This window comes from Micromonospora lacuserhaii, assembly GCF_036902735.1.
Classification (GTDB): domain Bacteria; phylum Actinomycetota; class Actinomycetes; order Mycobacteriales; family Micromonosporaceae; genus Micromonospora.
Genome location: NZ_JBAKHO010000002.1, coordinates 110,720 through 131,057 on the forward strand (window position 1 = coordinate 110,720; position 20,338 = coordinate 131,057).

Below are 20,338 nucleotides of genomic sequence, written 5' to 3' on the forward strand. Positions count from 1 at the left end.
GTCCGATGTCGACGGAGGCACGGTTGCGCGGGGACCGGCTGACCCTGGCGTACGAGCGGCGGGTCGTCGCCGAGGCCTTGACGGTCGCCGTACCGGACCGGTCCTTCACCGTGGTGATCGGACCCAACGCGTGCGGCAAGTCCACCCTGCTGCGCGCGCTGGCCCGGACGCTGCGGCCGAGGGCGGGGACGGTGCTGCTGGACGGGCGGGACATCCACACCCTGCCCTCCCGGGTGGTGGCCCGTACCCTCGGCCTGCTGCCGCAGACCGCGGTGGCGCCGGACGGGATCACCGTGGCCGACCTGGTGGCCCGGGGCCGCTACCCGCACCAGGGGCTGCTGCGGCAGTGGTCCCCGGCCGACGAACGGGTGGTCGCCGAGTCGATGGCCGCCACCGGAGTGGCCGACCTCGCCGACCGGCCGGTCGACCAGCTCTCCGGCGGCCAGCGGCAACGGGTCTGGATCGCCATGGCGCTGGCCCAGGAGACCCCGCTGCTGCTGCTCGACGAGCCGACCACCTGGCTGGACGTCGCCCACCAGGTCGAGGTGCTCGACCTCTGCGCCCGGCTGCACGCCGAACAGGGCCGCACCCTGGTCGCGGTCCTGCACGACCTGCACCACGCGGCCCGGTACGCCACCCACCTGATCGCCCTGCGCGACGGCCGGGTGGTGGCCGAGGGCGATCCCCGGGCGGTGGTCACCGCCGACCTCGTCCGGGACGTGTTCGGGCTGGACTGCCGGATCGTGGCGGACCCGGTGACCGGCACCCCGTTGGTGGTCCCCGCCGCCGCCGTGCCCGGGCGACGCTGAGCACCCTCGATGGGCCGCCCCCGGGCCTGTCGATCCACTCCGGTCGGATTGCCGAGCTGGGGGTTTACCGGCCCGGCCGGTCCGGGTATTGGCCTCCTCCGGACCGGTCGACACCGGAGAGATCCATCCGGTGTGGACCGGACCGACCACGGAGGCAGCGGCACGTGCGAGACAGGATGCGGCCGGCAGCCGACCGGCTGCGGCGCGGCGCCGTCCCGGCCCTGGAGGCGGCGGCCGCCGCGACCCTGGCCTGGATCATCGCCGCACAGGTCATCGGCCACCCCGACCCGTTCTTCGCACCGAGCGCCGCGCTGATCGTGCTCGGCGAGACACGCGGGAAACGGCTCCGACAGACCCTCGAGATGGTCCTCGGGGTCGCCGCCGGGATCCTCGCCGCCGACCTGGCGGTGCAGTCCCTCGAACCGGGCACCGGCACGGTCTTCCTCGTGCTGCTGCTCACCATCGGGGTGATGCTGGCCCTGGGGGCGAGCAGCACGCTGACCATCCAGGCCGCGATCTCCGCGCTCTACCTGGTCGCGGTCGCCGCCCCCAAGGGCACCATGCTGCCGTTCCGGTTCGTCGACGCGCTGATCGGCGGCGCGGTGGCCCTGGCCGCCAGCCAGCTGATGGTCGCCCGCGACCCGCTCGCCCCCCTGGTGGCGCAGGCCCGGCAGACCTTCGCCGACCTGGCCGACCTGCTCGGCCGGCTCGACGAGGCGCTCGCCGGCGGCGACGAGGCGGCCGCCGACGCCGCGCTGGACCGGGCCCGGGAGCTGGACGGCTGCGTGGACGAACTGCGGACCGCGGTGGAGGCCTGCGGCGAGTCGCTGCGGCTGCGGGTCCGCAAACGTCGCCACCTCGGCCAGATCGAGGAGGTCGAGGCGACCTGCCGGCAGCTCGACTACGCCGTCCGCAACATCCGGGTACTGGCCCGCAACGCAGTGACCCTGACCCGGCTGCGCACCGGCACGCCGACGGAACTGGGCGACGCGATCCGGGCGCTGCGCGACGCCGTCCGCGCCGCCGCCGACGCCCTCTCCACCGACCTGCGGGGCAGCGAGGACGCGACCCGGTACGCCGAACGGGCCGACGCGGCGGCGATGGAGGCCGTCCGGATCGCCGCCGGCCTGCTGCGCCGCGACCCGCCGCTGCCGGTGGTGATGATCGTCGGCCAGATCCGGGCCACCGCCATCGACCTGATGCGCGGGGTCGGGGTCGACGACGGCGCCGTGCTCGGCCGGGTGGACGAGGCGTGCGGCCTCCCGGACCGCTCCTCGTCCGCGTCGCGGCCGGTCCCCTCGTCCGCGTGACCGGGCCGTCCGCCACGGTGCCGGCCTGGGTCGAGATCGTCGCGCGGCACCCCCGGGTCAGTCGTGCGCGGGCGCGGCGGCCGGGGCGGGCGGCTGCGGGCCGAACGCGGTGAGGAACCGGTCCCGGAAGCCGTCCATCCGCCAGACCGGCGCCCCCGGGCCCGGCCGCAACCCCTCCTGCCAGCCCCAACCGTCCACCCGGGCCAGCACCGCCGGATCCCGGGCGACGATGGTCACCGGCACGTCCCGGCTGGCGTTCTCACCGGTCACCACCGGGGCGGGTTGGTGGTCACCGAGGAAGACCAGCACCAGGTCGTCGTCGCCGTACGTTTCCACGTAGGAGATCAGGCTGTTCAGCGAGTACTCGATCGACCGGCGGTAGCCCTCGCGCACCTGGCCGGTGCTGCGCCCCACCACGTCCTTCGGGTTCGCCGCCACCGAGGTCGGCTGCCGGTAGATCGAGCCGTCGCCGACCCGGTCCCAGTCGAGCATCCGGGGAATCGCCGCCCACGGCGAGTGGCTGGAGATCAGCGGGATCTCCGCCATCAGCGGGGCGTGGCCCGGGGTCGCGCGCTCCCGGCGCTGGAACGTGGCCAGGGTGTACTGGTCCGGCATCGGCGCGTAGCTGAACCTCGGGCCGCGGTAGCCCAGCCCGGCCGCGTCGTGGTAGCGGTCGTAGCCGAAGAACGCCCCCTCCGGCCACGGCTGCGTCGCCGCGGGCATCACCCCCACGGTCTGCCAGCCGGCCCGCCGGAACGCCCCGTTGAGGGTGAGCCGGTCACTGGCCAGCAGGCTGCGGTGGCGCTGCTGGTTGTCGATCCACAGCCCGGAGAGCAGAGTGTCGTGGGCCAGCCAGCTCCCCCCGCCCGCCGTCGGCGAGGTGAGGAAGCCGCTGCGGGCGGCGAAGCCGGCGGCGGCCAGCCGGCGGGTGCCGCCGTCCAGCACCGCGCCGACCTGCGGCGCGAACTCCGGGTCCTCGACGGCGTCCCGGCCGTAGCTCTCCACGAACGCCAGCACCACGTCCTTGCCGCGCAGCGCGGTGAGCAGCTGGCCGCCCGGGGCGTCCCGGAAGGCGTCGGTGGACACCTCGGCGGCGAAGGCGTCGGCGTCGCGCAACCCGGCCCCGACCGCGCCGACGTGCTGCCGGACCAGCGCGGACGTCGAGGAGTCGGCGGCCGGCACCCCGAGCGCCGCGCCGACGACCCAGAGCGCGGTGAGCGCCGCGACCACCCGCGACGCCGCGCGGTCGTGTGGGGCCGCCACCCGGGTCAGCCGCAGCACCGACCGGGTGGTGAGCGCCAGCAGCGCGACGACCAGAGCCACCAGCGTCACCGACGCGCCGACCGCGCCGGCCCGGCCGACCGCGTCGATGACGAAGCTGTACGCGTCGTCCAGCAGCACCCAGTCGATCACCAGGTCGAACGGCCGGGCCAGGCTGGCCGACATCCCCACGTCGAGCAGCTTGACGACGGCCAGCAGGCCGATCGCCACCCCGACCAGCAGCGCCGCGGCCCGCCGTGCCCGGCCCCGCAGCGCCAGCAGCACGGCCGCGGCGACCAGCCCCTCCAGCGGGAGCCGGAGGAACGCGACCGGGTGCAGCTGGTCGTACCGGTCGGGCGCGGCCAGCACGACGAGCACCAGCAGGCCGGCCAGGGCGGTGGTCACCGTCGCCGCGACAGTACGCAGCCGACCGCCGGCCACGCTCTGCCCCGGCCCGGCGTCCTCGGCGGCGGGCACGGCCGGGTCCGGGGCGTCGGGTGGGACCGCCGCTCGGCGGCGCAGGCGCGACAGCACTGACACTGCGATGTCCCTTCCTCGGGAGGTTCCGGCGGCGGGGGCGGCCGGACGGTACCGCTCAGACGGGCTGGTGCGCGGCGAGCGGCCGGTCGGCCCGGTCGTCGTGCCGGCGGGCCGGGACCGACGCCAGCCGGCGGGCCGCCGGCCGGGCCGGCGTGGGAATCGCCGGGCCGGTCCGGATCGGACGGTGCCACCAGAGCCAGCCGACGTCGTGGCCGAACGACTCGACCAGCAGCGCCAGCGCGACCGCCGCCACCACCGCGGCCACCGCCCGGGGCAGCACGTCCGCGGCGACGGCCAGCAGCAGCACCCCCTGCGCGGCGGCGACCACCTTGCGCCAGTAGCGCGGCGGCAACGTGCCCCGCAGCCAGGGCAGCACCCAGCCGGCGGCGACGTAGGCGTACCGCATCATGCCGATGGCGAGCACCCAGCCGCCGGTGGACGGCGCCACGTGCACGCTGAGCACCAGGATGAGGAAGGCGTCGACCTCCATGTCGAAACGGGCCCCGAGCGCACTGGCGGTCCCGGTGCGCCGGGCCACCCAGCCGTCCACCGCGTCCAGGGCGAGCGCCACCGCCGCCAGCGGCACCAGCACGGCCAGCGGCGCCGCCCCGCCCAGGGCGGTCGCCACCAGCGCGGTCACCCCGCCGACCAGGACGGCCCGGGTGAGCGTCACCCGGTCCGCCGGGCCCAGCCGGTCCGCGCCGCGCCGGCGCAGGCCGCGCTCCAGCGCGACGGCGACCACCAGGCCGTACGCCCCGCCGGCCAGCCAGCCGGCGGCGTCGAGCCCCACGGTCGCGGCCAGCCCGGCCAGCAGGACGATCTGGGCGGTCAGGCCGACCACCGGACCCGTTCGAACCCTGGACACCCTGCCTCCGTGTTTATGATCGACGGCCTCGACAGAGAACACGGAGCCGGCGGCCGTTCGGTTCGGTTCCACCGCCAGATGTTCCCCAGCGCGACGAAAAGAGACCCGCGTGACCCGCGACGCCCGCGCCTTCTGGCTCCGCTCCCCCGGGGTGGGCGAGATCCGCGCGGTGACGCTACCCGAGCCCGGCCCCGACGAGGTCCTGGTGCGTACCCTGCACTCCGGCGTCAGCCGGGGCACCGAAACGCTGGTCTTCACCGGCGGGGTGCCCCGCAGCCAGTACGCGGCGATGCGCGCCCCGTTCCAGGAGGGCGACTTCCCGGGCCCGGTCAAGTACGGCTACCTCAACGTCGGCGTGGTCGAGGCCGGGCCGGCTGCGCTGCGCGGGCGGACCGTCTTCTGCCTGTACCCGCACCAGACCGCGTACGTCGTGCCCGCCGTCGCGGTGACGCCGGTGCCGGACGGCGTGCCGGCGGCCCGGGCCGTGCTGGCCGGCACGGTGGAGACCGCGGTGAACGCGCTCTGGGACGCCGCGCCGCTGGTCGGCGACCGGGTGAGCGTGGTCGGCGGCGGCATGGTCGGCTGCGCGGTGGCCGCCCTGCTGGCCCGGTTCCCGGGCGTCCGCGTCGAGCTGGTCGACGCCGACCCGACCCGGGCCGAGGTGGCCGCGGCGCTGGGCGTCGGGTTCGCCCGGCCCGACGAGGCGGCCGGCGGACGGGACCTGGTGGTGCACGCCAGCGCCACCGGCGCCGGGTTGCAGCGGTCGCTGGAGCTGCTCGCGCCGGAGGGCACCGTGGTCGAGCTGAGCTGGTACGGCGACCGGGAGGTCCGGCTGGCGCTGGGCGGCTCGTTCCACTCCGGCCGGTTGACCATCCGGGGCAGCCAGGTCGGCACGGTCTCCCCCGCCCGGGCGGCCCGCCGCAGCTACGCCGACCGGCTGGCGCTCGCCCTGGAGCTGCTCGCCGACCCGGTCTTCGACACGCTGCTCACCGGCGGCTCCCACTTCGCCGAGCTGCCCGACGTGCTCGACCGACTCGCCGCGGGGAGCCTCCCCGCGCTGTGCCACCTGATCAGCTACGACGGGGAGTGACGCCGTGTTCAGCGTGACCGTACGGGACCACATCATGATCGCCCACAGCTTCCGGGGCGAGGTCTTCGGGCCGGCGCAGAAGCTGCACGGGGCGACGTTCGTGGTGGACGCGACGTTCCGCCGGGCCGACCTGGACGCCGACGGCATCGTGGTGGACATCGGCCGGGCCACCGACGAGCTGAAGTCCGTGCTCGGCGCGCTGACCTACCGCAACCTGGACGACGAGCCGGCATTCGCCGGGCAGAACACCACCACCGAGGTGCTCTGCCGGACGATCGCGGACCGGCTGGCCGAACGGGTGCACGCCGGCGGCCTCGGCGCGGGCGCCCGGGAGCTGACCGGGATCACCGTGACGCTGCACGAGTCGCACATCGCCTGGGCCAGCTACGAGCGGGCACTGTAGACCGTGCCGGTGGTGCACGTCGTCCTGCCCGGCGACATCGACGACCCGGCCACCCCGAGCGGCGGCAACAGCTACGACCGCCGGGTCTGCGACGGGCTCGCCGGCGTCGGGTGGACGGTGCGCGAGCACGGCGTACCCGGGGAGTGGCCGCACCCGGACGGGCCGGCGCGGACGCGGCTGGCCGGGGTGCTCGCGGCGCTGCCCGACCGCACGGTGGTGCTGCTGGACGGGCTGGTCGCCTCGGTCGTGCCGGAGGTGCTGGCCGCGCACGCCCGGCGGCTGCGGCTGGTCGTCCTGGTGCACCTGCCGCTGGCCGACGCCACCGAGGCCGCCGCGCTGGCCTGCGCCACCGCGGTCGTCGCCACCAGCGGATGGACCCGGGACCGGCTGCGCGAGCACCACCGGCTGGACCCCGACCGGGTACGCGTCGCGGAACCGGGCGTGGACCCGGCCCCGCCGGCCGTCGGGACGGCCGAGGGCACCCGGCTGCTCTGCGTCGCGGCGGTCACCCCGCTCAAGGGGCACGACGTGCTGGTCCGGGCCCTGGCCGGAGTCGCCGACCGGGCCTGGACGCTGGACTGCGTCGGCGCGCTCACCCGGGACCCGGCCTTCGTCGCCGGGCTGCGCCGGCAGGTCGACGAGCTGGGCCTGACCGACCGGGTACGGCTGGTCGGCCCGCGCACCGGGGCCGCGCTGGACAGCGCGTACGCCGGTGCCGACCTGCTGGTCCTCGCCTCGCACGCCGAGACGTACGGGATGGTGGTCACCGAGGCCCTCGCCCGCGGCATCCCGGTGCTGGCCACCGCGGTCGGCGGGCTGCCCGGGGCGCTCGGCCGGGCGCCCGACGGCGAGCTGCCGGGCCTGCTCGTCGGAGCGGACGACCCGGCCGCGCTCACTGGGGCGCTGCGTCGTTGGCTCGCCGACCCCGGGCTGCGGCGGCGGCTGCGCCGGGCGGCGGCCGGGCGCCGCCGCACCCTGCCGGGCTGGGCGGCCACCTGCGCGACCATCGCCGACGTCCTGGATGGAGTGAGGTTATGAGCACGTACGCGACGGACCCGTTCGCCGACTGGCTGCGGCTGCGGGAACCCGCCGACGCCGACGCCCGCGCCGGGGAACTGGTCGACCGGCTCCGCGACCGGCTCACCGGCGACCGGCCGCTGGTCGTGCACGACCTGGGCAGCGGCACCGGGTCGATGGCCCGCTGGCTGGCCCCGCGGCTGCCCGGCCCGCAGCACTGGATCCTGTACGACCGGGACCCGGGGCTGCTGGACCGGGCCCGTGCCGAGCCGCCGCGGGCCGCCGACGGCTCCCCGGTCGAGCTGTCGACCCGGCAGGCGGACATCACCCGGCTGACCGCCGCCGACCTGGCCGGGGCGGGCCTGGTGACCGCGTCCGCGCTGCTGGACATGCTGACCGCCGAGGAGATCGACCGGATCGTGGCGGCCTGCGCGGGCGCCGGCTGCCCGACGCTGTTCGTGCTCTCGGTGGTCGGCCGGGTGACGGTCGACCCCGCCGACCCGCTGGACGCCGAGGTCGCCGCCGCGTTCGACGACCACCAGCGGCGTACCGTCGACGGCCGCACCCTGCTCGGGCCGGACGCCGCCGCGGCGACCGTGGCGGCGTTCGCCCGGCACGGGGTCGACGTGACGGTGCGGCCCAGCCCGTGGCGGCTCGGCCCGGCGCGGGCCGCGCTGGCCGCGGAGTGGTTCGCGGGCTGGCTCGACGCCGCCGTCGAGCAGCGTCCCGAGTTGGCCGACCGGGCGGCGGAGTACGGCCGGCGGCGGAGCGCGCAGGCGGCGGCGGGCGAGCTGACGGTGACCGTCGGGCACGACGACCTGCTCGCCGGCGCGGAATGAACCGCCCGGGCCGCCGGTACGTGGAGGGAGATGACGATCTTCTTCAGGAGGCCCAGGTGCCAGAGGCTGTCGGCGAACCGTCCCCCGCGTCCGCGCGTCCGGCCTGGGGCTGGGTGAGCAACCTCGGCGGGGCCGCGCTGGTCGCCGGTCTGCTGTGGTGGCTGGGCACCGGACCGGTGCTGGCCGGGCTGCGCCGCATCGACGCTCCCGCCGTCGCGGCGGCGCTGGCGCTCGGGGCGCTCACCACGGTCTGCTGCGCCTGGCGCTGGCGGCTGGTCGCCGAAGGGCTCGGGGTGCGGCTGCCGCTGGGCGCCGCGGTGGCCGACTGCTACCGGGCGGTCTTCCTCAACGCCACGTTGCCCGGCGGGGTGCTCGGCGACGTGCACCGGGCGGTCCGGCACGGGCGGGACTCCGGTGACGTCGGCCGGGGCATCCGGGCGGTGGTCTGGGAACGCACCGCCGGGCAGGTGGTGCAGGCGGCCCTGGCGGTCGGGCTGCTGCTGGCCCTGCCGTCGCCGGTGCGGCCGTACCTGCCGGCGGCGACCGTGCTGACGGTGGTCGCCGCCGTGGCGCTCGTCGTGCTGCTGCGGGCACTGCCCCGGTCCGGGCCGTCCCGGCGGGCGCGGGCGCTGCGGGCCGCCGCCGCCGACGTCCGGGCCGGCCTGCTCGGCCGGCGGACCGCGCCGGGGGTGCTGGCCGCCTCGGTGGTGGTGGTCGCCGGTCACCTGGCCACCTTCGTGCTGGCGGCCCGGGTCGCCGGCGCCACCGCCCCGCTGGGCCGGCTGCTGCCGCTGACCCTGCTGGCGCTGCTGGCGATGGGGCTGCCGGCCAACGTCGGTGGCTTCGGGCCGCGCGAGGGGGTGGCGGCGTGGGCGTTCGGCGCCGCCGGCCTGGGCGCCGCGCAGGGGGTGTCCACCGCGCTGGTGTACGGGGCACTGGTGCTGGTCGCCGCGCTCCCCGGGGCCGCCGTGCTGCTCGTACGCGCCCGTCCCTCCCGGCTGCGCGGGGGCTCGACGGGCCGTACGGTGAAGCCCGGTGGGTCTGCCGCGGTTTCCGCTGCCGGGTTGGCCGGCAGCGCCTGACGGAGGAGACACATGTACGAAGCACTGCCGGTCGCGACGGTCCGCACCCAGGTCACGGTCCCCCTCCGCTTTCCCGACGGGTACGCCACGACGGCCCGGGTCTTCACCTTCGACGGGCTGGTGGACGGCCGGGAGCACCTGGCGTTCGGGTTGGGCGACTGGTCGGGGGCGCTGGACCGGCACGCGGCGGGCGGGGCGGCGCCGCTGGTCCGCCCGCACAGCGAGTGCCTGACCGGGGACGTCTTCGGCAGCCAGCGCTGCGACTGCGGCCCGCAGCTTCGGGAGGCGGTGGAACGCATCGCCGCCGCCGGTGGTTTCCTGCTCTACCTGCGGCAGGAGGGGCGCGGCATCGGCCTCTACCCGAAGCTCGACGCGTACGCGCTGCAGGACGCGGGGCTGGACACCTACGAGGCGAACGTGGCGCTGGGGCACGGTGAGGACGAGCGGGACTACCGGGCCGCCGCGCAGATGCTCGCGGTGCTCGGGGTGGGCCGGCTCGCGCTGCTCAGCAACAACCCGGAGAAGGCGGAGCAGTTGGACCGGCTCGGGGTGGACGTCGCCGAGGTGGTGCCGACCGGGGTGTACCTCTCCCCGGCCAACGGCGACTATCTGGCGGCCAAGGCCAGCCGGGCGACCGCCCGGACCGCCGACCTGCCGTCGCTGACCTGAGATGGACGTCCTACCGGCCGCGGCGGCGGTCCCGCGGGTGGCCACCCCGGTGGCCCGGCCGTACGTGCTGCTCAGCTGCGCCACCTCGATCGACGGCTACATCGACGACGCCACCGAGCAGCGGCTGATGCTGTCCAACGCGGAGGATCTGGAGCGGATCGACGGGGTCCGGGCCGGCTGCGACGCGATCCTGGTCGGCGCCGGCACGGTCCGCCGGGACGACCCGCGGTTGGTGATCCGCGCGGAGCGGTTGCGCGCGGCCCGCGAGGCGGCCGGGCTGCCGTCCTCGCCGGTGAAGGTGACGCTGACCGCCCGGGGCGAGTTGGACCCGACCGCCCGCTTCTTCACCGTCGGCGACGCCGAGAAGATCGTGTACTGCGCGACCCCGGCGGCGGAGAGGACCACCGCGCTGCTCGACGGGCTCGCCACGGTGGTGGACGCCGGCGACCCGCTGGACCTTCAACGGCTGCTGGCGGACCTGGCCGGCCGCGGGGTGGGGCGGTTGATGGTGGAGGGCGGCGGCATGGTGCATGCGCGGTTCCTCACCGCCGGGCTCGCCGACGAGCTGCACCTGGTGGTCGCCCCGTTCTTCGTCGGGGACCGGCGGGCGCCCCGGTTCGTCGGTGACGGCGCCTTCCCCTGGCACCCGGGGCGGCGGGCCCGGCTGGCCGAGGTCCGGCAGATCGGCGACGTCGTCCTGATGCGTTACGCCCTCTCGGAGCGCTGCGCCGACGGCTGATCGGGCGTTCGCGGCGCTCAGGCCGGCAGCCCTCGGCCGGCCCGCGAGGCGAGCGCGTCCAGGACGTCCGTCCGGGCGTCCGGCACCTCGACGTCGACCCGCAGTGACGCGCCGAGCGGTACCACCGTGAAGGTGAAGAACCCGCAGCAGGCGGTCTCCCGGTCGACCAGGTCCCGGACGGTTCGCTCGGCCGCGGGGTCGAACTCCCAGCGCAGCCGGGTCGGGGCCAGCCGGCGCTGGCCGTGCAGCGCGCTGGCGAAGAGGTCGTCGAACTCGACGACCCGCAGCGGCCGGGCCTCCGTCGGCAGGGTGCACTGCGCGGGCACCCAGTCCTCGTCGATGCTCATCCTCCAACGGTAAGCCCGTGCCCGGGTACCCGAGGCGAGCCCGCAGTCGTAAGGACATCGCAAGGTTTCCGCGTACCGCCGTCGGGTCGGGCCGCGACTACGCTGGCCGGCACGAAGGGGAGGTATGCCGGTGGCGCAACGGGTCCTGGTCGTCGACGACGACCGGACGGTGAGCGACGTGGTGTGCCGCTACCTGGAGCACGCCGGTTACCAGGTGGACCACGTCGGGGACGGCGCCGCCGCGCTCGCCGCCGTGGCCGCCGCGCCGCCGCAGCTGGTGGTGCTGGACCTGATGCTGCCGGTGTTGGACGGGTTGGAGGTGTGCCGACGGCTGCGGGAGCGGCCGGACGGCGTACCCATCGTGATGTTGACCGCGCGGGGCGACGAGGCCGACCGGATCCTCGGCCTGCAACTGGGCGCGGACGACTACCTCAGCAAGCCCTTCTCCCCCCGCGAGCTGGTGCTGCGGGTCCGCTCGGTGCTGCGCCGGGCCGGCGGCGAGCCGCCGGGCGCGACGCCGGAGGTGCTGACCGACGGTGGCCTCACCGTGGAGACCGGCCCCCGGGTGGCCCGGCTGCACGGCCGGGAGCTGGCCCTCACCCTGCGTGAGTTCGACCTGCTGGCGCACCTGATGCGGCATCCGGCGCGGGCGTTCCGCCGGGCCGAGCTGCTGGAGCGGGTCTGGGGCTGGCGCTTCGGCGACCAGTCGACCGTCACGGTCCACGTGCGACGGCTGCGGGAGAAGGTCGAGACGGACCCGGCCGACCCGCGCCGGATCGTCACGGTCTGGGGCGTCGGCTACCGGTACGAGCCGGCCGATGGCTGACCTCGCCCTGATCTTCGGTGCGGCGCTCGGGGCGGCCGGCATCGTCGGCCTGCTCGGTGCCGGCGCGCTGCGGCTGCTGCGCGGCCGGTCGATCACCGTGCACATCTTCCTGCTGCTGGCGATGACGGTGGCCGCGGTGGTCGCCGGCGTCGCGGTGATCGCCGAGGCGATGTTCCTCTCCCCGCACGACCTGGAGGTCGTGCTGATCACCGTCTCGGCGGCGGCGGTGGTCAGCCTCGCCGTCGGCTGGCTCTTCGGGCGCCGGCTCGCTGCCGCGGCGGTCTGGGCCGACCAGGCCCGGGAGCGGGAGCGGCGGATCGAGAAGGGACGCCGGGACCTGGTCGCCTGGGTGTCGCACGACCTGCGCACCCCGCTGGCCGGGCTGCGGGCGATGGCCGAGGCGCTGGAGGACCGGGTGGTCGCCGACCGGGCCACGGTCCACGAGTACCACCGGCGGATCAGGGTGGAGACCGACCGAATGACCCGGCTGGTCGACGACCTGTTCGAGCTGTCCCGGATCAACGCCGGGGCGCTGCGGCTGTCGCTGTCGGCCGTACCGCTGGGCGACGTGGTCTCCGACGCGCTGGCCGGCACCGCGCCGCTCGCCGCGGCCCGCCGGATCCGGCTGGTCGCCGCCGAGTCGGGCTGGCCGACGGTCACCGCCAGCGAGCCGGAGCTGGCCCGGGTGGTGGGGAATTTGCTGCTCAACGCCGTCCGCTACACCCCGGACGACGGCACGGTCCGGGTGGACGGCGGCCGGGACGGTGACGACGCCTGGTTGGCCGTCGCGGACACCTGCGGCGGCATCCCGGAGGGTGACCTGCCCCGGCTGTTCGACGTGGCGTTCCGGGGCGAGCCGGCCCGCACGCCGCGACCGGGCAACGGCGGGATCGAGGGCTCCGGCGGGCTGGGCCTGGCGATCGTGCACGGCCTGGTCGAGGCGCACGGCGGCCGGGTCGAGGTCCGCAACGTCACCGGCGGTTGCCGGTTCGTGGTCCGGTTACCGCTGGCCCACGCCTGAATCCCCAGTGGCCGCGGCGACCGCTCCGCCCGACGTCGGTGCCGCGGTCGGGCAGGTCCAGGGCCCATTGCCGGCCCGGCCGGGCACCCAGGCATCCTCGATGATTGTCCCTAACAGACGGACACCGGGCTACGAAGCGTCGCTAAGCGGGATTCAGGATCGGGAGGCTACCTGTGGCAGGTGGCGAGCAAGTTCGGTACGCAGGACGCCAGTCGCGGGCCGAAGCAGGCCGACGCGGACCGTGTAGACAGGCTGACCGGCACGGAGCCGTGGACGAAGCGTCGTGGCGGACGGCACGACCGCTGCGGGGAGAAGGGTGACCTGAAGGACGGCGAACGGGCCAGGACGGCGGACCGTCGCCGACTGGATCGCCTGCCACGGGAGGACGGCCATCCGCCCCCGCTCGACGAGCCTCAGCGCCGGGCAGGTTACGTCGACCGATGACCAGTTCCTGCGCTGCAGGACGAGTGAGAAAGCGCTGAAGAGGACGGCGTAGAGGACGCCTGACGCGGTCATGTTCGTCAGGTCGGCCGGTGACCGCCCAGCGGCGAGCGATAACAGGGCTTGGACGAGGACCCAGGCCAGCAAGCCGATCACCAGCATGAACACGAACATGAGGCGGGCGGACGTACGGAACATCGTCCCGTCGCTCTCGTCCATGAGGGGCCCTCCCGTCGACAGATGCAGTCGACTGTAGGGCAGCGGATCACCTCGCCCGCAGCACAGTTGTCGGATGAGTACCTGCCTACGATCCAGCCCGACAAGTTACGAGAAATCCCTTAACCGGTGGCCAGCTCGGCGAACCAGCGGTGGCCGGCCGCGAACACGTCCCGTACGACCAGCCCCGCCGCGGCGGCCGGGACGTGCACCGCCCGGGTGTCCAGCCGCGCCCAGCGAAACGCCGGCCCCCGGTACCGGCCGGACAGGACGTGCGCCTGCCCCTGCCAGGTGCCCGAGCCGGGCGGGTCCAGCTCCACCAGGGCGGTGCCCGCCGGGCGGAGCAGCGACCGGCACCGGCGCAGTAGCGCGGCCGGGTCACCGCCGATGCCGATGTTGCCGTCCAGCAGCACCAGGTGCGCCCACCGGCCCTCGGCGGGCAGCGGCGCGAACAGGTCGGCCTGGACGGCGACCGCGCCGCGCGCCCGGGTCAGCGCCACCGCGCGGGGCGACACGTCGACGCCGAGCGTGGTGAGCCCGGCCCGGGTCAGTGCCAGGGTGAGCCGGCCCGGTCCGCAGCCCAGGTCCAGCGTCGGGCCGGCGCAGCGGGCGACCACCGCCGCGACGGCCGGCTCGGCCGGCCCGTGCCAGCGGTCCACCGGCAGCCGGCTGCGGGCCCCGTCGGCGTGCACCAGCCAGTGCGCGTCGGCCTCCCGGTCGCGCAGCGCGGTGGCGAAGCCGTCGACGCTCACCGGCCCCCTCCCACCAGCGTGGCATGCCGGAGGGCGGCGACCTGCCGGGCGAACCGGCTGCCGCGGACCGTACCGGCCACCGCGAGGGCGTCGGCCCAGCCGTCGACGTCGCGCAGCACCGCCAGCGCCGCGACTCGCAGGCCCCGTTCGGCGAGCGCGGCCCAGGTGAGCCGCCCGGTGTCGGCGGTGGACATCGGTACCGTCCGCAGGGCGGCCGCGTGCCGGGGATCGCGCAGGCCCAGCGCCCACCAGCCGCCGTCGGCGGCCCGGCCCAGCACCGCGTCGGTGCCGGCCAGGTCGAGCCGGCGGACGGCGGCGGCCAGCCGCGCCGGGGTCAGCTGCGGGGTGTCCATGCCGATCTGGAGCACCGGCCGACCCGGGTACGCCGCCGCGACGTCGGCGTGGGCGTGCGCCAGCCGGGCCGCGAAGTCCTCGCCCCGCTGCGCCAGCACCGGCCAGTCGGCGACCGCGGCGGCCAGCGCCACCCCGTCCTCGGCGTCGGCGAACCGGCCGGCCAGCGACAGCACCGGGGTCACCCCCGGGGTGGCGGCGACGGCGTCCAGGGTGTCGCGCAGCGCGGCGGCGGCGATCCGGGCCGCCTGCTCGGGGGTAGCCGGCGGGCAGAGCCGGGTCTTCACCGCACCGGGCACCGGCGCCTTGGCCACCACCAGCAGCACGGTCACCGTCGGCCGTCCACGGTGCGCAGCACGGCGGCGAAGTCGCGGGTGGCGCGCAGGGTGCCGCGTACCGAACCGGAGACCTTCGAGCGGGTGCCGGCGGCGCGCGGGGCGTACGCGACGTCGCGCTCGTGGATCCGCCAGCCCGCCGCGGCGGCGCGGATCAGCAGCTCCAGCGGGTACCCGAAGGCCCGGTCGGTGACCCCGAGGGCGAGCAGCTCCTCCCGGCGGGCCACCCGGATCGGGCTGAGGTCCCGCAGCGGTACGCCCCGGTGCCGCAGCAGCGCGGCCACCAGCGCGGTGCCGGCCCGGGCGTGCCACGGCCAGACCCCGGACCGGACCGGTCGGCGGCGGCCCACCGCCAGGTCCGCCCGCCCAGCGGCCACCACGGCGACCAGCGCGGGCAGCTCGCCCGGGTCGAAGGAGCCGTCCGCGTCGAGGACGCAGACCAGCTCCGTGTCGGCGGCCTCGATCCCGGCGTGCACCGCCGCGCCGTATCCCCGGCGGGCTTCGTGTACCACCCGGGCGCCGTGCCGGGCGGCCACCTCCGGCGAGCCGTCCCGCGAACCGTTGTCCACCACGATCGCCCGGTAGCCGGGCGGCAGCGCGGTCAGCACGCCGGGCAGGGCGGCGGCCTCGTCGAGGCACGGCAGCACCACGTCGATCTGTGTCGGCATACCGCCGACGCTAGGACCGAAGCCGCTCGCGCAGGCCCCGATCGGCCTTACGGAACCCTTACCGCGCCGCCACTTCTTACCGTCCGGTGACGGGCCGGCGGTTCGGCTGACGGGTGGCGGGCGTGGGCCGTACCGTCCGGTCGACATGAGACCCGCCACCGCCCTCCCCCGCTCCCCCGTCGCGTACCGTGCGCCGGCCCGTGGCCGGGGCGACCTGCTCGTGCTGGCCGTCGAGGCGGCGCTGCTCACGGCCGCCGTGACCGTCGGGATCGTGCTCAACCGGCGCGGCGCGGGCCTGCACGCGGACGCCGCGCCGGCCTACGCCACCTGGCACCCGCACGTCGGGTGGGGCACCCCGCTGGCGGTGCTGGTCGCGGCGGCCGTGCTCGGGCCGGGGCTGCGCTGGGCGCGGACCGCCCGGTGGGGGCCGCTGCTGGCCGCCGGCTGGCTCGCCGCGGTGGCCTGGACGCTGGCCCTGGCGCTGGTGGACGGCTGGTCGAAGGGCTTGACCCGGCGGCTCACCCCGCAGGCGGAGTACCTGCACGAGGTGCCCGGGGTGACCGACGTCCCCCGGATGCTGGCCGGCTTCACCGATCGGATCCTGGACTTCCAGCCCGACTCCTGGTCCACCCACACCGCCGGACATCCGCCGGGCGCGCTGCTGGTCTTCGTCTGGCTGGATCGGGTCGGCCTGGGCGGGGGCACCGCCGCCGCGCTGTGCTGCGTGCTGGCCGGCGCGACCGTCGCCGTCTGGGTGCCGGTGACCCTGCGGGCGCTGGGCGCCGCCGAGGCGGCCCGGGCGGTGCTGCCGTTCCTGGTGCTGCTGCCGGGCGCGGTCTGGTTGGGCGCCTCCGGCGACGCGATCTTCACCGGGGTGGTCGCCGCCGGCCTCGCCCTGCTCGCGGTACGCGGGGCGGTCGCCGCGCTGGCCGGCGGCGTGCTGCTCGGTTTCGCGCTGCACCTGTCGTACGGGTTCGTGCTGGTGGGGGCGCTGGCGCTGGCCGTGGTCGCGCTACGCCGGGACGGCCGGCGGGCCGCGCTGCTGGCCGGGGCGGTCGGCGTCACCGCGGTGGTGGTCGCCTTCGTGGCCGCCGGCTTCCGCTGGTGGGAGGGGTACGACCGGGTGGTCGAGCGCTACTACCAGGGCTGGGCAGCCGACCGCCCGTACGGCTACTGGGTCTGGGCGAACCTGGCCGCGCTGCTGCTGTCGGCCGGCCCGGTGCTCGGGCCGGCGCTGCGGCGCGGCCTGTGCGCCGCCCGCGCCGGGTGGCGGTCGTCGGGGTCCGCCCCGGTCGCCGTGGCCCGCCCGCCGGCCCGGCTCGGCGGGTGGACGGCCGCCGACCCGGCTCCCGGGTCGGTGTTCGGCAGCCGGGTCGCGGCGCTCGCCGGCCGGGTGCGCGGCCTCGGGCCGACGGTGCTGCTGCCGGGCGCCGCCGCGCTGGCGGTGCTCGCCGCCGACCTGTCCGGGATGAGCAAGGCCGAGGTGGAGCGGATCTGGCTGCCTTTCGTGGTCTGGCTGCTGGTCGCCGTCGCGCACCTGCCCACGCCGGCCCGCCGCTGGTGGCTGGTCGGCCAGGCGCTGACCGCGCTGGCCGTCAACCATCTGCTGTTGACCGTCTCCTGACCGGTGGACCCGGCGGGTCAGCCGGCGACGGCGGCGGGCTCGCGCAGCGGGTCGGTGGCGAAGGCGGTCACCCCGTCCACGAACCCGACCCGGGCGGCGTAGCCGAGCAGGGCGCGGGCCCGGTGCGGGTCGGCCACCACGTGCCGGACATCGGCCGCCCGCGCGCCGCCGACCACCACCGGCTCCGGGCCGCCCATCGCCTCGGCCAGCGCCGCGGCCAGCTCGCCGACGGTGTGCGGCTCGCCGGAACAGACGTTCACCGGGACCAGGCCGTCCGGAGCCGGCGCGGTGAGCGCCAGCAGGTTGGCCCGGGCCACGTCGGTGACGTGCACGAAGTCGCGGCGCTGCCGGCCGTCCTCGTACACGCGGGGTGGGCGACCGTCGGCCAGCGCGGAGCGGAACAACGAGGCCACCCCGGCGTACGGGGTGTCGCGGGGCATCCGGGGGCCGTAGACGTTGTGGTAGCGCAGCGCCCAGACACCGCCCCCGGTCTGCCGGGCCCAGGCGGCGGCCAGGTGCTCCTGGGCCAGCTTGGTCGCCGCGTACGTGCTGCGCGGCTCCAGCGGGGCGTCCTCGGGCACCAGCGCGGAGTCGAGCGTCCCGCCGCAGTCCGGGCAGGTCGGGTCGTACCGGCCGGCGGTCAGGTCGGCGGGGCGGCGCGGGGCGGGACGGACCACGCCGTGCCGGGCGCAGGCGTAGCGCCCCTCGCCGTAGACCACCATCGAGCTGGCCAGCACCAACCGGGAGACCCCGGCCCGGTGCATGGCGGCGAGCAGCACCGCCGTGCCGTAGTCGTTGTGGCTGGCGTAGTCGGGGGCGTCCGACGGGTCCAGCCCGTGCCCCACCATGGCCGCCTGATGGCAGACCGCGTCCACGCCGGAGAGCAGCCGGTCCAGCAGCGCGGGGTCGCGGACGTCGCCGACCACCGGGTCGTGGCGCCGGGACCACTGCGGCAGCTCGCCGCCGTGCGCCTGGGGCAGCAGCGCGTCCAGGGCGACCACCTCGTGCCCCTCGGCGACCAGCAGGTCGGCGATCTGCGATCCGATGAACCCGGCCGCGCCGGTGACGAGTACCCGCATTCGGTTCACGCTAGGGCACCCCCGATCTACGGCGGGCCTGATCGGGACGAACGTCAGCGGTCCGTAAGGGACGGCGGTAAGCCTTCGGTAATGCGGCGAAACCGGCCGGTCGGCGGCCCCGGCGTCTAGCGTCCTGCTGGAGGGGGCCCGCCAGGGCTCGACCCCGCGTCCACCAGGAGGAGCCGTGCCCGCCAGACCACCGCCACCGGCCGGTCCGGACGGCCCGCCGTACGCCTACCCGGCGCGGCTGTGGCGGAGCCTGGGCCGCTACCGGCCACCGGGCGTCGACGCGGCCGACCGCGCCTGGCGCAGCCCGGTGCGCGGCCCCTGGCTGACCTCGGTGCTCGGTGCGGTGCTGCTGGCCACCCTGCCACTGGTGATCGTCACCGGGCTGCTCGACTGGATCGCCTACGGCCCCCGCTTCGACCAGGCGTTCCCGCGTGACGTGGGCTGGCTGCACCCACCGGTCTTCAACTGGCCGACCCGGCCGGCGTGGCTGTTCCGGGTCACCCAGGGGCTGCACGTGACGCTGGGGATCGTGCTGGTTCCGGTGGTGCTGGGCAAGCTCTGGTCGGTGGTGCCGAAGCTCTTCGACTGGCCGCCGGCCCGCTCGGTCGCCCAACTGCTGGAGCGGCTGTCGCTGCTGCTGCTGGTCGGCGGGATCCTCTTCCAGACCGTCACCGGCCTGCTCAACATCCAGTACGCCTACCTGTTCGGGTTCGACTTCTACACCGCGCACTGGTTCGGCGCCTGGGTCTTCACCGCCGCGCTGGTCACCCACGTGGCGATCAAGCTGCCCCGGATGGTCACCGCGCTACGGGGGCCGGGCTTCGGGCGTACCCCGGTGGAGCGGACCGGGCCGGAGCCGGCGGATCCGGACGGCCTGGCGGCCCGCCGGCCCGGGCCGGCGACGATGAGCCGGCGCGGGGTGCTGACCCTGGTCGGCGGCGGCTCGCTGCTGCTGGCGGCGCTGACCATCGGGCAGAGCGTCGACGCGCTGCGCCGCACCGCGCTGCTGCTGCCCCGGGGGCGTCAGCACGACGACGGCCCCACCGGCTTCCCGGTCAACCGCAGCGTCGCCGCGGCCGGGGTCACGCCGGAGCAGACCGGCCCGGGCTGGCGGCTGACCCTGCGCGGCGGCGGGCGCGCGGTCGAGCTGGACCGCGACCGGCTGCTCGGCATGGCGCAGCACACCGCCACCCTGCCGATCGCCTGCGTGGAGGGCTGGTCCACCTCGCAGGCCTGGACCGGGGTCCGGCTGCGCGACCTCGCCGCCCTGGTCGGGTCGACCGACCCGGCGGCGGCCCGGGTCAGGTCGCTGGAACGCGCCGGCCTGTTCAGTCAGGCCACCCTCGCCGGCAACCAGGTACGCGACGCCGACGCGCTGCTCGCCCTGCGGGTCAACGGCGTCGACCTCAGCCCGGACCACGGCTACCCGGCGCGGATCATCGTGCCCGCGCTGCCCGGGGTGCACTGCACCAAGTGGGTCCGCGAGATCAGCTTCGAGGAGCGGGCCGATGGCTGAGTTCCGGCGCGCGTACGGGGCGGCGCCCTGGCACCTGCTGCTCCTGCTGGGCTGCTTCACGGTGACCGGTTGGATCGCGCTGCGGCTGTCCGGCGAGGCCGCCGCCGGTCGGATGCTGCTCTGGTTCCTCGGCGCGGTGATCGCCCACGACCTGCTCCTCTTCCCGGTGTACGCGTCGGCCGACCGGGTGCTCCGGGGCGCCCCGGGCGGACGATCCGGCCCGTCGGCGCTGAACCACGTCCGGGTCCCGGCGCTCGCCGCCGGCCTGCTCTTCCTGGTCTACCTCCCGGGCGTGCTCGGTCTCGGTGACGGCACCTACTCCTCGGCGACCGGCCTGTCGCCCCGGTCGATGCTGGGCCGCTGGCTGGCGGTGAGCGCGGCGCTCTTCGCGGCGAGCGCGCTGCTCTACGCGCTACGCCGGCGCCCCGCGAACCGACGGTCGACCGGCACGCCGTGACCCACCGGCGGGAGGCCCGGCGGAAGGTGACATTCGGCCCCCGCCGCCGGGCCGTCGTGCCGTACCCCGAGGC

20 protein-coding genes and 1 pseudogene are annotated in these 20,338 nt (G+C 76.4%); 14 read left to right on the forward strand and 7 right to left on the reverse strand.

Annotated features, from left to right (window positions below; all coding sequences use genetic code 11):
- Positions 1-5: 5 nt before the first annotated feature.
- The gene (locus V6U81_RS01855; protein WP_334483404.1) at positions 6-809 is read left to right on the forward strand and encodes an ABC transporter ATP-binding protein; all 804 of its coding nucleotides are present in this window, start codon (positions 6-8) and stop codon (positions 807-809) included.
- Between the two features lie 164 nt (positions 810-973).
- Positions 974-2,119, forward strand: coding sequence for an FUSC family protein (locus V6U81_RS01860; RefSeq protein WP_334483408.1), 1,146 nt, complete (start codon positions 974-976; stop codon positions 2,117-2,119).
- A gap of 57 nt (positions 2,120-2,176) precedes the next feature.
- Here V6U81_RS01860 and V6U81_RS01865 read toward each other — a convergent pair.
- Positions 2,177-4,784: pseudogene (locus tag V6U81_RS01865) on the reverse strand (CDP-alcohol phosphatidyltransferase family protein).
- A gap of 109 nt (positions 4,785-4,893) precedes the next feature.
- On the opposite strand from V6U81_RS01865, the gene V6U81_RS01875 reads away from it, so the two are divergent.
- The 7 genes from V6U81_RS01875 to V6U81_RS01905 are packed head-to-tail and all read left to right on the forward strand — an operon-like array spanning position 4,894 to position 10,623.
- The gene (locus V6U81_RS01875; protein WP_334483411.1) at positions 4,894-5,874 is read left to right on the forward strand and encodes a zinc-dependent alcohol dehydrogenase; all 981 of its coding nucleotides are present in this window, start codon (positions 4,894-4,896) and stop codon (positions 5,872-5,874) included.
- Positions 5,875-5,878: 4 nt separating this feature from the next.
- Positions 5,879-6,277, forward strand: a complete 399-nt coding sequence (locus V6U81_RS01880; protein WP_334483414.1) for a 6-pyruvoyl trahydropterin synthase family protein — start codon at positions 5,879-5,881, stop codon at positions 6,275-6,277.
- Positions 6,278-6,280: 3 nt separating this feature from the next.
- Positions 6,281-7,315 carry a glycosyltransferase family 4 protein gene (locus V6U81_RS01885; protein WP_334483417.1) on the forward strand — a complete coding sequence of 345 codons (1,035 nt, stop codon included), beginning with the start codon at positions 6,281-6,283 and terminating at the stop codon, positions 7,313-7,315.
- Positions 7,312-8,133: a class I SAM-dependent methyltransferase gene (locus V6U81_RS01890; protein ID WP_334483420.1), complete on the forward strand. Its 822-nt coding sequence runs from the start codon at positions 7,312-7,314 to the stop codon at positions 8,131-8,133. Before V6U81_RS01885 ends, V6U81_RS01890 begins: the two co-directional genes overlap by 4 nt.
- Positions 8,130-9,215 (forward strand): lysylphosphatidylglycerol synthase domain-containing protein, encoded by a 1,086-nt coding sequence (locus tag V6U81_RS01895; RefSeq protein WP_420883951.1) that lies wholly within the window; start codon positions 8,130-8,132, stop codon positions 9,213-9,215. The genes V6U81_RS01890 and V6U81_RS01895 overlap by 4 nt, the downstream gene beginning before the upstream one ends.
- A 12-nt stretch (positions 9,216-9,227) precedes the next feature.
- Positions 9,228-9,884 carry a GTP cyclohydrolase II gene (locus V6U81_RS01900; RefSeq protein ID WP_334483422.1) on the forward strand — a complete coding sequence of 219 codons (657 nt, stop codon included), beginning with the start codon at positions 9,228-9,230 and terminating at the stop codon, positions 9,882-9,884.
- Between the two features lies 1 nt (position 9,885).
- Entirely contained in the window at positions 9,886-10,623 is a 738-nt protein-coding gene (locus V6U81_RS01905; protein ID WP_334483425.1) for a RibD family protein, read from the forward strand.
- Positions 10,624-10,640: 17 nt separating this feature from the next.
- Here V6U81_RS01905 and V6U81_RS01910 read toward each other — a convergent pair whose 3' ends face one another.
- On the reverse strand, positions 10,641-10,970 hold the full coding sequence (locus tag V6U81_RS01910) for a hypothetical protein (RefSeq protein ID WP_334483428.1): 330 nt from the start codon (positions 10,968-10,970) through the stop codon (positions 10,641-10,643).
- 130 nt (positions 10,971-11,100) lie between these two features.
- Here V6U81_RS01910 and V6U81_RS01915 point away from each other — a divergent pair, with 130 nt between their 5' ends.
- Positions 11,101-11,796, forward strand: coding sequence for a response regulator transcription factor (locus V6U81_RS01915; protein ID WP_334483431.1), 696 nt, complete (start codon positions 11,101-11,103; stop codon positions 11,794-11,796).
- Entirely contained in the window at positions 11,789-12,817 is a 1,029-nt protein-coding gene (locus tag V6U81_RS01920) for a sensor histidine kinase (protein WP_334483433.1), read from the forward strand. The genes V6U81_RS01915 and V6U81_RS01920 overlap by 8 nt, the downstream gene beginning before the upstream one ends.
- Positions 12,818-12,970: 153 nt before the next feature.
- Here V6U81_RS01920 and V6U81_RS01925 read toward each other — a convergent pair whose 3' ends face one another.
- The 4 genes from V6U81_RS01925 to V6U81_RS01940 form a co-directional block, all read right to left on the reverse strand.
- Positions 12,971-13,477, reverse strand: coding sequence for a hypothetical protein (locus V6U81_RS01925; protein WP_334483436.1), 507 nt, complete (start codon positions 13,475-13,477; stop codon positions 12,971-12,973).
- A gap of 119 nt (positions 13,478-13,596) precedes the next feature.
- Positions 13,597-14,226, reverse strand: coding sequence for a class I SAM-dependent methyltransferase (locus V6U81_RS01930; RefSeq protein WP_334483439.1), 630 nt, complete (start codon positions 14,224-14,226; stop codon positions 13,597-13,599).
- Positions 14,223-14,909 carry a TIGR04282 family arsenosugar biosynthesis glycosyltransferase gene (locus V6U81_RS01935; RefSeq protein WP_334483442.1) on the reverse strand — a complete coding sequence of 229 codons (687 nt, stop codon included), beginning with the start codon at positions 14,907-14,909 and terminating at the stop codon, positions 14,223-14,225. The genes V6U81_RS01930 and V6U81_RS01935 overlap by 4 nt, the downstream gene beginning before the upstream one ends.
- Positions 14,906-15,580, reverse strand: a complete 675-nt coding sequence (locus V6U81_RS01940) for a glycosyltransferase family 2 protein (protein WP_334483445.1) — start codon at positions 15,578-15,580, stop codon at positions 14,906-14,908. Before V6U81_RS01940 ends, V6U81_RS01935 begins: the two co-directional genes overlap by 4 nt.
- Positions 15,581-15,725: 145 nt before the next feature.
- Between V6U81_RS01940 and V6U81_RS01945 the strand changes: the two genes are divergently transcribed.
- Positions 15,726-17,204, forward strand: a complete 1,479-nt coding sequence (locus tag V6U81_RS01945) for a hypothetical protein (protein WP_334483447.1) — start codon at positions 15,726-15,728, stop codon at positions 17,202-17,204.
- A gap of 17 nt (positions 17,205-17,221) precedes the next feature.
- On the opposite strand, the gene V6U81_RS01950 is transcribed toward V6U81_RS01945, so the two are convergent.
- Positions 17,222-18,283, reverse strand: coding sequence for an NAD-dependent epimerase/dehydratase family protein (locus V6U81_RS01950; protein ID WP_334483449.1), 1,062 nt, complete (start codon positions 18,281-18,283; stop codon positions 17,222-17,224).
- A gap of 184 nt (positions 18,284-18,467) precedes the next feature.
- Between V6U81_RS01950 and V6U81_RS01955 the strand changes: the two genes are divergently transcribed.
- Together V6U81_RS01955 and V6U81_RS01960 are read left to right on the forward strand one after the other, a co-directional pair.
- Positions 18,468-19,808 carry a molybdopterin-dependent oxidoreductase gene (locus V6U81_RS01955; RefSeq protein ID WP_334483452.1) on the forward strand — a complete coding sequence of 447 codons (1,341 nt, stop codon included), beginning with the start codon at positions 18,468-18,470 and terminating at the stop codon, positions 19,806-19,808.
- A complete protein-coding gene (locus V6U81_RS01960; protein ID WP_334483455.1) occupies positions 19,801-20,265 on the forward strand; it encodes a hypothetical protein in 465 nt (154 codons plus the stop codon). The genes V6U81_RS01955 and V6U81_RS01960 overlap by 8 nt, the downstream gene beginning before the upstream one ends.
- Positions 20,266-20,338 lie beyond the last annotated feature (73 nt).

What these genes read in the sequence shown, in the direction of transcription:
- V6U81_RS01920 (WP_334483433.1), top strand. Translation starts at nt 11,789, where the DNA reads ATGGCTGACCTCGCCCTGATCTTCGGTGCGGCGCTCGGGGCGGCCGGC.
- V6U81_RS01945 (WP_334483447.1), top strand. Translation starts at nt 15,726, where the DNA reads ATGAGACCCGCCACCGCCCTCCCCCGCTCCCCCGTCGCGTACCGTGCG.
- V6U81_RS01890 (WP_334483420.1), top strand. Translation starts at nt 7,312, where the DNA reads ATGAGCACGTACGCGACGGACCCGTTCGCCGACTGGCTGCGGCTGCGG.
- V6U81_RS01940 (WP_334483445.1), bottom strand. Translation starts at nt 15,580, where the DNA reads ATGCCGACACAGATCGACGTGGTGCTGCCGTGCCTCGACGAGGCCGCC.
- V6U81_RS01910 (WP_334483428.1), bottom strand. Translation starts at nt 10,970, where the DNA reads ATGAGCATCGACGAGGACTGGGTGCCCGCGCAGTGCACCCTGCCGACG.
- V6U81_RS01950 (WP_334483449.1), bottom strand. Translation starts at nt 18,283, where the DNA reads ATGCGGGTACTCGTCACCGGCGCGGCCGGGTTCATCGGATCGCAGATC.
- V6U81_RS01905 (WP_334483425.1), top strand. Translation starts at nt 9,886, where the DNA reads ATGGACGTCCTACCGGCCGCGGCGGCGGTCCCGCGGGTGGCCACCCCG.
- V6U81_RS01900 (WP_334483422.1), top strand. Translation starts at nt 9,228, where the DNA reads ATGTACGAAGCACTGCCGGTCGCGACGGTCCGCACCCAGGTCACGGTC.
- V6U81_RS01855 (WP_334483404.1), top strand. Translation starts at nt 6, where the DNA reads ATGTCGACGGAGGCACGGTTGCGCGGGGACCGGCTGACCCTGGCGTAC.
- V6U81_RS01925 (WP_334483436.1), bottom strand. Translation starts at nt 13,477, where the DNA reads ATGGACGAGAGCGACGGGACGATGTTCCGTACGTCCGCCCGCCTCATG.
- V6U81_RS01960 (WP_334483455.1), top strand. Translation starts at nt 19,801, where the DNA reads ATGGCTGAGTTCCGGCGCGCGTACGGGGCGGCGCCCTGGCACCTGCTG.
- V6U81_RS01895 (WP_420883951.1), top strand. Translation starts at nt 8,130, where the DNA reads ATGAACCGCCCGGGCCGCCGGTACGTGGAGGGAGATGACGATCTTCTT.